General features: G+C 59.1%; 6 protein-coding genes and 2 pseudogenes. 3 read left to right on the top strand and 5 right to left on the bottom strand.

What is annotated here, in order from left to right; all coding sequences use genetic code 11:
• The first annotated feature begins 245 nt into the window (after positions 1-245).
• On the top strand, positions 246-1,442 hold the full coding sequence (locus CP49_RS24805; protein WP_197423222.1) for an FAD-dependent monooxygenase: 1,197 nt from the start codon (positions 246-248) through the stop codon (positions 1,440-1,442).
• Between the two features lie 362 nt (positions 1,443-1,804).
• On the top strand, positions 1,805-3,259 hold the full coding sequence (locus CP49_RS24800) for an acetamidase/formamidase family protein (RefSeq protein WP_057852790.1): 1,455 nt from the start codon (positions 1,805-1,807) through the stop codon (positions 3,257-3,259).
• Positions 3,260-3,959: 700 nt separating this feature from the next.
• Here CP49_RS24800 and CP49_RS24795 read toward each other — a convergent pair.
• Positions 3,960-4,256 carry a VOC family protein gene (locus tag CP49_RS24795; RefSeq protein WP_197423221.1) on the bottom strand — a complete coding sequence of 99 codons (297 nt, stop codon included), beginning with the start codon at positions 4,254-4,256 and terminating at the stop codon, positions 3,960-3,962.
• 1,715 nt (positions 4,257-5,971) lie between these two features.
• Here CP49_RS24795 and CP49_RS24785 point away from each other — a divergent pair.
• Positions 5,972-7,035, top strand: a pseudogene (locus CP49_RS24785) (ROK family protein).
• Between the two features lie 490 nt (positions 7,036-7,525).
• Here the strand turns inward: CP49_RS24785 and CP49_RS24780 are convergent.
• The 4 genes and pseudogenes from CP49_RS24780 to CP49_RS43320 form a co-directional block, all read right to left on the bottom strand.
• Positions 7,526-8,173, bottom strand: coding sequence for an MSMEG_1061 family FMN-dependent PPOX-type flavoprotein (locus CP49_RS24780; protein ID WP_057852788.1), 648 nt, complete (start codon positions 8,171-8,173; stop codon positions 7,526-7,528).
• Between the two features lie 188 nt (positions 8,174-8,361).
• A complete protein-coding gene (locus tag CP49_RS24775) occupies positions 8,362-9,333 on the bottom strand; it encodes an MBL fold metallo-hydrolase (RefSeq protein ID WP_057852787.1) in 972 nt (323 codons plus the stop codon).
• Positions 9,334-9,670: 337 nt separating this feature from the next.
• Positions 9,671-10,707, bottom strand: a pseudogene (locus CP49_RS24770) (IS110 family RNA-guided transposase).
• Between the two features lie 343 nt (positions 10,708-11,050).
• Positions 11,051-11,347: a hypothetical protein gene (locus tag CP49_RS43320; RefSeq protein ID WP_082646235.1), complete on the bottom strand. Its 297-nt coding sequence runs from the start codon at positions 11,345-11,347 to the stop codon at positions 11,051-11,053.
• Between the last annotated feature and the right edge of the window lie 128 nt (positions 11,348-11,475).

Below are 11,475 nucleotides of genomic sequence, written 5' to 3'. Positions count from 1 at the left end.
GATGCCTTATTGAAGTCCGGTTCGCCCTCAATTGCGGTCATTGGCGTGCAGCGCAGTGAACGACGCGAAGGGCCAAAAGCCTAAGTAAGGCCAGAATTGCAAAATGTCAGCTCCGGTGGTGCCAACTCAACACGAGCGGCTCTTCCGGAAAGCTCCGAAAATCACTACCGTATGCCTTAAATTTTGTGTTCGTCTGGCTCTCTCGGTTGAGAGGCGCAACTATGCTCCGAACCAACAATCTCAAGGTGCTTATCGCCGGCGGCGGCATCGGTGGCCTCACGACCCTCTTGGCGGTGCGGGCTCGCGGCATCGATGCTCAACTTTTCGAGCAGACCGAAGCGTTCCGCCAAGTCGGCGCCGGCATCCAGCTCAGCTCCAACGCCACCCGCATCCTGCGCGCGCTCGGACTCGGCGAGGCCTTGGCGCGCGTCTGCGTGTATCCGGAAGGACGTGACTATCGCGCCTGGGATGATGGCGACCGCCTCTATTATACCCCGCTGGGCGCACGTGCGGAGGCACAGTTCGGCGCGCCGTACTATCACGCCCACCGCGCCGATCTGCTCGACGTTCTGCTCGGTGGGATCGCTAATAAAGGCTTCAGGCTCAATGCGCGCGTCGAGGGATTCGCGCAGACCGCGGACCAGGTCACCGTCAGGCTGGCGGACGGCACAAAGCTCACGGGCGACGTATTGATCGGCGCCGACGGCATCCACTCGACGGTGCGCGGGCAGCTTTTCGGGAAGGAACTGCCCCGCTACACAGGCAATGTCGCCTGGCGTGGGCTGGTGCCGGCCGAGCGGGTGGCTCATCTCGACCTCGGCCGCGTCACCGGCGTCTGGATGGGGCCGAACCGTAGCATCGTGCAGTATTTCGTGGCAGCCGGACGCACGTTCAACTGGATCGGCATCAGCCGCTCAGAGCAGCCGGCGCGTGAATCCTGGCTCGCCGAAGGGCGAATCGAGGATGCGCTCGCCGAGTATTCGGGCTGGAATAGGACCATTCGCTCCATTATCGCCGCGACTCCGCGCGTGCTGCGGCAAGCGCTGTACGACCGCGAGCCGCTGCTGGACTGGCGGGTCGGACGTGTCGTGCTGCTGGGCGATGCCGCGCACCCGATGATGCCGTTCTACGCCCAGGGCGCCGCTCAGAGCATCGAGGATGCTTACGTGCTGGCGGGCTGTCTCGCGGCGAACCCGGCCGAACCGGAGGCCGCTTTACAACGCTACGTGCAGCTTCGTCAGCCGCGCACCGCATGGATGCAGGATTTATCGCGCCGCGAGGAGGAACTTTATCAGATGACCGATGCGGCTGCTATCGCCGCCCGCAACGCCCGCATGCGGACCAATCGCAGCCCGGAGTCGGCAAGCTTCCCGCTCGAGCAAATGCGACTCTATGGCTACGATGCCGAGGCGGTGCTGCGGGGAGGCGCGGGTACGGCATGACTGCTTGGTCCTCTTCGCGTCAACGACAGATTTCGCGGAGCACCACGTCCGGCACGCAGTAGTGTTGATGTCAGCACTTCAGCACCAATCCTTTTTGACCGTCTCAGAGTGATCATTGCTAAGAATCTATGTCATTGCGGCCTTGAGCATCTGCGCTCAAATAGTGTCCGTGTTTCTCAAAGTTTGAGCACGTAATGCTTAAGCAATGGGCGGGTCCTACTTATCTCAGGGCTTTGTTATGCGGCTACGCGGCGTTCGCCGTCCCACATCAAACTGACATCATATAGGGGTTTGACTGTTCCGATGAACTGCGATGGGATGAAGGTGCGCGTAGAATGCACGTTCAAGCCAGGAGAGATCCGATGTGCGCGGGTGACGACAAGAACTGTCCGGAATTCGAATTGCATCATCGCAAGTTCAAGGAAACGCTCGATCGGGAACGCCGGTCGTTCTTGAGGTCCAGCTTCGCCGCGGCCGGAGGCGCGGCGGCGATGACCGCGGGCGGCATTTCTCTTGTGACGCCGCAGATGGCGGCTGCCGCCCAGAGGAACCAACCAGCCAAGCGGTCCTATCACCATTTGCCTGCGAATGCCGACACAGTGCATTGGGGCTATTTCAGCAAGAAGTTGAAACCGCAGGTCGAGATCGATTCCGGCGACCTCATCAGCATTGAGGCGTTGACCCACCATGCCAACGACGACGCCGAGCGCATGGTGAAGGGCGATCCCGGCGCCGAGAGCGTGTTCCTGTGGACCAAGGAGAAGAAGGGCGTCAACCGACGCGGCGCAGGACCGATGGATGCGTCGCTGTTCGGGCGTGGTGCAGGTGAAGGCCTTGGCGTACACATCTGCACTGGCCCGGTCTACGTACGCGGCGCCCAGGAAGGTGATGTGATCGAGTTGCGCATAATCGACGTCACGCCCCGGCCTTGCGCCAATCCGCAGTATGCCGGGAAGGCTTTCGGCAGCAACGCGGCTGCATGGTGGGGTTTCCACTACAAGGACTTGTTGACCGAGCCTAAACCGCGCGAAGTGATCACGATCTACGAGGTTGACGCGTCTGGCGAGCGCAACTGGGCGAAGGCCGTGTACAATTTCCGATGGACTCCACAGACCGATCCTTCGGGGGTGGTGCACAAAACCATCGACTATCCCGGCGTTCCAGTCGATCACTCCACGATCAAGGAGAACCACGGCATCCTGAAGAATGTGCGCATTCCGATACGTCCGCATTTCGGCGTTATCGGCCTGGCGCCAAAAGAAGCCGATATCGTCGACTCAATTCCGCCAAGCTATACCGGCGGTAACATCGACAATTGGCGGATCGGCAAGGGCGCCACGATGTATTATCCGGTCGCGGTCGAAGGCGGCCTGCTGTCTGTTGGCGACCCGCACGCTTCGCAGGGAGATTCCGAGCTGTGCGGCACGGCCATCGAAAGCTCGCTGAATGGCACCTTCCAGATCATTCTGCACAAGAAAGCCGATCTCGTTGGGACGGCTCTCGAGGCCCTCGACTATCCGATGCTGGAAACCCGGGATGAGTGGCTGGTGCACGGCTTCAGCTTCGCCAATTATCTCAACGAATTGGGAGACAAGGCGCAATCGGACATTTACTCGAAATCGTCCGTTGACCTTGCTTTGCGCGATGCGTTTCGGAAGATGCGCAAATTTTTGATGACAACCAAGAAGCTGACCGAGGATGAGGCGATCTCTTTGATTACGATTGGCGTCGACTTCGGCATCACCCAAGTGGTAGATGGAAATTGGGGCGTTCACGCGGTTATCAAGAAGGATATCTTCGCTGGCGGCGAGGCCTGATCAGTAACACTGACACGGGCGGCTTTGGGAGCTGGCCGCTTCGCGCTGCATCTCGGGGCAACCGCGCTAGGTTCGCTTCGGTCAGTCGCTATAAAGTGTTTGCCGCCAGGCCATAGGCGAAGTCCGCTTCGGACAGCGGTCCGTTCCAATGTAACCCCTGACGCGTGCTTCTCGTGCTCCGTAACTCGGCCGAGGAGTATGGTCATGCAGGATCTTAACCTCCTCAGGGAGAATTTTGCGCGCCATTATTTGGCGCGTTGGTGCTAGGCCACGTACTGACTCTTGTTTATGTTGGCGACGGCGGATCGGTCGCGTGAGTTGCCGATGCACTTCGAGAGTGACCTCAACCCTGTGAAGGTTGGCGTCCAGATGATGAAGTGCGCTCAGATAGGCTAAAATCGCATCTTAGGGACGAGACAGGGGAGCCCTGATCTCCGGCCAAGTCCTCCGAGTCAATCGCGTTACTTGGCCATCGGCCGACCACTCCGGTCTTTCCTTGTAAACGGACTTCGTCGGAGCCAGTAGCATGTCTCAATAGAGCTTGCATGCATGTTAATCCAGCTGGACTTTCGTCCACTCGGAGCGCTTGAGCCCTTGCGCGACAGGGACACCAGGCTTGACCCAAACTACCGCGTGGCCGCCCCCGTCGGGGTGAAGTTAAGAAGGAGGAGCGAGCCCATATCTGTAACGGCTCCATCGCTTACGCCCTCGGCAACGAGGCTCCGCCGTACTTCCCGGAACGCCTCCTCGCTTGCGGCATTGAGCGCAAAGTGGTCGAGACGCCCGCGCTTGAACATGGGCTGGTGGCCAGGAGGTTCAATTCCAGGGACCTGAAATGGGTGCAGGACAGTGTGCGGACCCACTTCGATGAAGGCGTGGCCTCCTCCTCGAGATCGACCGTGACGCGCGCTCCGAAGATACGTTCGTAGAAACAGATCAATCGGTTCATGTTGGCGGTGATAAACGTCAGGTGATGTATGTCGTTGAGCAACTGCATGTCTACCTCCGGCTTGGCTAACAATGAGCGACGACGCGCGCCTGCTCATTATTGAAGTGCCATCCAACCAGCGGGATTTAGCTCATGCAATGGATTTGGTGTTTTTCGTCCTCCTTGGCGGGCGACCCCGAACAATACGCCGGCCTGCTTGAACGGGCGCGCTTCAGGCTCGTGAACGATATCGACGGAGTCAGATGTCACTATTCTGGAAGCTGTGCCTGTCTGAGAACTCAACCTGAGCCTTGGTGTCAGCTCGGGGTCATTCGCATCGGTTTGGCCGGACACGGCGACTTCCGGTCTATACCGGTGAACGGACATTCTCAGGATAGGCGGGTATGTCTCAAAGGTGCCAACAAGAGACATGGCCTAAGCCAGGCGGCTATCCGAGCGACCGGCTTTTGACCCGCGAAAGTCATTGGGAAGGGAGTTGCTTACGCTCTCCAGATTTGACTGCTCTTCGGTCAATCGCTTCTGGATAAATTGGCGTTCAAGCTCGGTCAGGCTGTGCGAAGCGGCACTATGTTGGGCACACGGTTAAGCCCAGCCGAAAATGGCGCCCCCGATGATGACAATGATGACGATGGCGAGGGCCACTAAGATCCAAGGCATATCGTTGCGCTCGCGTGGGGTCATCCTGACCTCCACAGAGATCCAAGTTTGCAGACTGGGACGTGATGCTCGATCCGTCGGCTCACGCTGAAGGGCCTCCTGGCATAATGCGGAGAGTTCGACGTCTCTTCATCCGATCCAAAGCTTGGTCGACCTCAACTCGGTTAAGAACAGCTAACAGCCGTTCTACAGTATGCTTGGCGTCCTTGAGCGGCCCCTGGCCGCTGTGTTGGCTCAGGATGCGCCGGGCATCTTCCAGGGCCTTCAAGACAACGTCCTGATCAGAGGTATGCATGGTACGCGCCTCTACATTTGGATGGCGGATTCAAATCGACGGACTCGGCTTTGTTCCTGCACGGCTCAAACGGCCCCAGCGCTCGGGAGAGCGCGCCAAGGCCGCCAGGTCCGCCCCGGTGCGTTGTTACCTATCATCTCGCTTTGTTTTGGTACTGAGTTGCCTGCGTTATGCGCGTTTTCCATGCCACGAAACTTCTGCGAACCTATCGGGTACGCGGATTACCGAATGTAGGGTGCGCCAATAAAGTTAGGCGAACAACTCTGTGATCAGGAGTTGCTGAACGAGGGCACGTCCTCGCCGACCGGATATTTTCTGAGCGGAAGTGCAGCGGGGTGTTCACCGCGTCGCACGATAGAGCTTCGTTCCGGTCGCTACCGGGCATCAACGGATGACGGAAAGCAAAATCAGCAGGCCGACTCCGGCGAGGCCGATATGATCGCGCTGAGCAGGCGTCCGGGCCGTGGTGTAATCTCGGAACCCAGTCCATATTTGTGGTCTCCCATCAGGAGGCTCCACGATAAAACCACAGCGGGAAAAGCCTCGCCGTGACAGCAATGTAGAATTTTTCTGCGGAGAGGCTTGATGGGAAGGCCGCCCACCGACGCAGTATGGCATTCAGCCCTCGTCTGGCTTTGATGCTCGTAGAGTGTGCTGAAGCGTTGGCTAGCCGACAAGCCATCGCTGTCACGATAGCTTCATACTTGCCGGCCTCACAGCTGGGTGTGATCTAGATCAAGGGCTGTCATTTTCTTGAAACAAACCGGTTTTGGCTTCGTTGATCCCGCTCTTTGCGGCACGAGAGGCACCCATGACCGGCGAACCTTCCACGGCCGGAATCGGCAAGCACGGCGCCGAACGGCTGCCGTCGGTTGACATCGATTCCTACGCCATCGAATTGAAAGACGAGAACGGCTTTCTCGGGGACCGCGCCAGCAAAAGCGCGTTCAGCGCCATTCTCGAGGGCTGGCGCAGGCCTCTACGCAAGGCAGGCGACGATCCGTTCGGCAACAGGTCGTCGGTGCAGATCAACAGGAAGGAGCTGGATCAGATTCTCTGCGGCGATGACGTGGAGGCAGCGGCCGTGGTGCTGGGCACCGTCGAAGAGTTCGCGCAGGAACTCGCCCTAGTCACGCGGCGCTTTCTGAAGACCAAAGCTTGGAAGTCCACTGAGGCCATCATCGTCGGCGGCGGCTTTCGCTTAAGCCGCATTGGTGAAATCGCCATCGCCCGCGCCGACATGATCCTGAAGGCCGATGGCGAGAAGCTCGACCTCAGACCGATCCGTCATCATACCGACGAAGCCGGTCTGATCGGCTGCCTGCATTTGGCGCCGACCTGGACCTTCGAGACCTATGATGCGATCCTCGCCGTCGATATCGGCGGCACCAACATGCGTTGCGGCATTGTCGAGCCGCGGCTCGCCAAGGAGCCTGACCTGTCGAAGGCGCGCGTCTGGCATGCGCTGCTCTGGAGACATGCCGACAAAGGGACAACGCGCGAAGGCGCGGTGCGGAGGCTCGTGAAGATGCTGAACGAGCTGATTGGTGACGCCGAGGCGGAAGGTTTCAAGCTCGCTCCGTTCATCGGTGTGGCCTGTCCGGGCGTGATCAATGCGGACGGCGGCATCAGAATCTTCCCGGCAACTGGGAAAGCACCAAGTTCAACCTGCCCACGGCGCTGGTAGAGGCGATCCCCGTGATCGGTGACCACGACACCACCGTGCTGATGCACAATGACGGCGTCGCGCAGGGCCTGAGCGAGGTGCCGTTCATGCAGGAGTTCAGGCGCTGGGGCGTGCTGACGATCGGCACGGGGCTTGGCAACGCGCGCTTCACCAATCGCAAGGCGAAGGACGAGGACGAAGAAGCCTAGCGCAGGCTGATTTGTAAGTACCACGAGGAACCTATGAAAAAGCTTATCGCGGTCACCCGTTCGCGCTCATGTGCGGGGCAGTCTTCGCACAGAATACTGGCCCCGCTCTGCAAACCGGAATGGAGAAGATTGGAACGACGGACGGTGCCAAGCCAAATGGTTCGATGACACCACCGGCGTGAGCAGTACCAAGGGCAATATCAAGAGAGACAAAGATGGCGCGCCGGCCCCCGTAAAACAGGACGAAACGAAAAAGTAAGGCGCATCCCGGCGTACGAGGTCGCGCCGTCAGTTACTTCCGGTCTTCCCCAGGAAACGGACATCGTCGGGGCCGGTCGCCATGTCTCAAAGGTGCCAAGAAGCGACGTTGGCTGCGGATGAACCCTCCGATAGCGTGCCTTCTGGAATATGGCCCGGGCGAAGGGATCCAGGTGTACGTCTCGGATAGGTGTCGGCGCCTCCTATTGAACACCAAGCGCTCCCATCTTCCTCAATACAGCCTTTCCTTATTGCCCGTCTCGATGATGGCCTGCATCTGGTCGACACTTTTCTGGGGCTTGGCGTGGGCCACCAGCATTTCCGCAAAAGAGGACACGGCTGTCGGCTCGCCCCACGTATCGGGCCGCCAGAGGCCCGATCTGATCATGCACTTCGGACAGTGTCCGAAGACCCTTTCCACCCCCACCACCAGGACATGATCGGGCGCCTTGCCGTTCACCTTCATCGTATTTCGGAGGAAGTCGTCTCTCACGATGATCGCTTTCCCGCTTACCCGAAGTGTGTGCGTCACGCCCGGAATGATAAAGATTATTCCGACATTCGGATTGCGCAGCACGTTGCGAAAGGTATCCAAGCGGCGGTTGCCGAGCCGGTCAGGAACCGCAAGGGTATACTCGTCCAGCACCTTCACGAAGCCGGCAGGGTCGCCTCTTGGTGAAACGTCCAGCCGACCAGCTTCGCCCGCGGAGGCGACGAATGCGAATGGCGCGTGCTCGATGAACGCGCGTGCAATGTGGTCGATGGCGGTGACGACTTTAGCCACCGAGTGCTGAGGAGGCTCGCCGACGACGGCTCGGAGTTCATCTTCGGTCGCGACAACTTCGCGGAAACGTGCTCGCAGCTCACTAATCTCAACCATGTATAATCTCCGGGCTAACCAGCATGCTACAGCCTATAGCAGAAGGATACGCCGGTCCGCAGCCTATGGATTGAGCAACTAGCAACTGTGTTCCGTTGTCGGTCAAAAGCTGACTCAGATGCCGACCGGTTCTCCGCTACGGGCAGCAGTCATCGTTCAATTGCCAACGGGGTAGTTTCGCGGGGGATTTACCACTCGGCTGCGAATACGTAGCTGTTGCCATCCTTGGCCAGCTTGCCGACGTTGGGCATCAACCAGTGAGTACCCGAAATGGTGAGCTTGTCGGCGACCGCGCGATCGAAGATCTTCCTTCGCGTTTCGACAGCCATTTGCGGATCCTGGTCGATAGAAAGCTGCCACTCGGGATTTGTTGAAATGTGGGGCGCAAGATTGACCACGTCAGCGCTGATCAGGAACTGTTCGCCGCCGGAGGTGACCAGATGCGCAACCATTCCCGGGCTATGGCCGGGCGCCTGAACGGCGTGCACACCGGGCAGGAGTTCTGGTTCTCCCTCAAAGGGCCTGACGTTTTTCCAAGTCGCCACCGTGGCCTGAATGCGTTGGGCGAGGCCTTTGCGCGTCGGTCCGAGATCGATCGACTCGACGCCCGGGCGCGTCCACCAGTTCAATTCCGCGGCGGGCACCACTATTTCGGCATCCGGGAAGACCTGCGCATTGGTCTCATTGTTCATGAGGCCATAAATGTGGTCGCCGTGGAGATGGGAGATGAGGATCGTTTTGACTGCCTTGGGGTCAAGGCCTGCCGCCGCCATGCTCTCCAATAGCTTGCCGTTCCCATCACCATAAATCTGATGACCGCCCGTGCCCGCGTCGATCAGGACCACTTGATCGCGCAGCTTGAGCGCCATGACGATAAACCGCAGGGGCGCCTGATTGTCGGGAAAACCGGCAGTACGCAACGCGGCCTTGACCTGTTCGACGCCGACATTCCTGACCATGCCCTCCCGCAGCGGAACGTCCCGCATGCCATCAATCAGAGAGAAGACTTCAATGTCGCCGACCTTGTATTTGCGGAAAAGTTGTTTGACCGACTGTTGAGCGTGAGCCGCGTCGCCAAATGTGATCGGCTTGTCAAGTCCAAACGCGGCGTAAGCACCGGCTGCGCCAAGTGTCAGGTCCCGACGCGAGATATCGGACATCGTTCGCCACTCCCCCGCTGACTGAATGATCGAGCATATCAATGGGGGTGTGCACTGCACAAGGTCGGCTTTGGGTCATGTGTGGACGACGCCCGCGTTGCAAGAAGAATCTGACGTTCGGCGCGCGGTCGGGTGCAAGTCATGTGTCCGGCCTGTTTGCGCGGCACCATGACCGCTGGCCCTGATGTAGTCCGCGGATCGGGTCCCAATCATTCGCACGGGCTTTGACGCCCATGACCCAGAAGCGGGTTGTCCCAATCGACGGCTCGACCGTTTCGCATCACGCCATCATCACCCTCGCAATTCGGTTGTCTTGCTCCGCCGTCGCCTCAGGCTCCTATTGCCAAGCCTCTTCAGGCGGCTGCAGCAAGCTCCGGCGCTCGTATCCTCCCTTGGCCATGATCGCCCAAGCGATGCGCGCCATCTTGTTGGCAACGGCAACGGCGACGAGCTTGGCCGGCTTCTTGGCCAGCAGCCTCATGACCCAGGGATGCTTTTGCGGCTGCTGCCGGGCGTGTCGAACAACGGCTGTTGCACATGACGAGCAGCCGTCGGAGATAGCGATCTCCTTGCTTGGAGATGCCGCCGAGCCGCTCCTTGCCCCCCGTCGAATGCTGCCGCGGCGCAAGTCCGATCCATGCCGCAAAATCCCGACCGGATTTGAAGTCACTCGGGTCTGTGACAGTGGAAGCAATGGCCGTGGCCCCGATCACGCCAATCCCGGGCACGGTCTCGAGGCGGCAGCTCATGTCATTGGCACGATGATGGGCGTGAATGGCGCGATCCAGAGTCCCGATTTGCAATTCCAGAGCAGCGAGTTGGTCGACAATGGCCTGCAGCGCCTGTTTCATCGCAGATGGAAGAGCTTCGCGGTTACTTTCGTCCGTGATGATCGCGGCAAGCTGCGCGAGACCTTCGCGCCCCATCTCCGCAACGAGGCCGAACTCGGCAAGGTGGGCTCGGAGCGCATTGATCAGCTGCGTGCGCTGACGGATTAAAAGATCCCGCGTTCGATGCAATATCAGCAAGGCTTGCTGATCGGCCGACTTAATCGGCACGAACCGCATTGATGGGCGTGTCACGGCCTCACAGATGGCGGCTGCGTCGGCAGCATCGCTTTTCGACCGTTTGACATAGCCCTTCACGTAACGGCATCAGACGCACGGTGTGACCGAGCTTGGAGACTTCACGCGCCCAATGATGAGCGGTTCCGCAGGCTTCCATGCCGACCAGGCAAGGGGGAATCTTGCTAAAGAAGTCGATGACCTGCTTGCGCCGCATTTGGCGGGTGATGACGACCTTGCCCGCACTATCCACGCCGTGCACTTGGAACACGTTCTTGGCGAGATCAACGCCGATGGTGCTAACCTGCATGTGGACGGCCCCCTCCGGTGATTCGTTGTTGAACAATCACCCTTTGGCACATTCGATGCCCGGAGCGGGCGTCGTCCACCACATCATTCGCGTCGGTTTGAACGGACCGAGGCGACTTCCGGTCTACCCCAGTGAACGGACATTCGCTCGATAGGCGGGCATGTCTCAAAGGTGCCCAACAGGCGACATCGCGCGTGCACTCCTCTGGACAGTCTTCTGAGTGAAGACCTAGCGTTCACGCGCAAGGGTTAAAGTGGACACGACTTTTCTTGTTGGCGAACGCTACGGCCGCCTCTCGACGCCGTGCTTGCGCCCGTAGCGGATGAGTAGCCTTTACGAACAATTACGCATCAGATTCTATATTCACCAAAACTTCCCCGGCGATGATTTCGGGATGTCCAAGATTAAGATCAGGCAGGCTTGCTTGAACAAACTCCAGTACTTTATCGTTCGCTGCATTGGCGCTTTCGCGGTCCTCGAATATCATCACAGCGACAGCGACGCCTTCGCCTCCATCCAGTACATGATAAGATCTGAATCCGTGCGATTCCCTTAGGATCTGACCGATGCCGCTTTTGGCGCGGCGAGCGGCATCCGCAACCGAACGAACCTTTGTGTACTTTCGAATGACTATGTACATGAGGCCACCATGCGTCTCAGTTCCAGCCCCAAGCATCAAAGCATATCGGGCCGCTGCGGGACTAGGGCCTACTTCATGGGTCATTCGCGTCGATTTTGACATATCCGCCACATGTCCGGTTATTGGCA

The organism is Bradyrhizobium valentinum (genome assembly GCF_001440405.1).
Taxonomy (GTDB): domain Bacteria; phylum Pseudomonadota; class Alphaproteobacteria; order Rhizobiales; family Xanthobacteraceae; genus Bradyrhizobium; species Bradyrhizobium valentinum.
The sequence above is the reverse complement of the archived record's forward strand: the minus strand, read 5'-3'. Positions and strand labels throughout refer to the sequence as shown.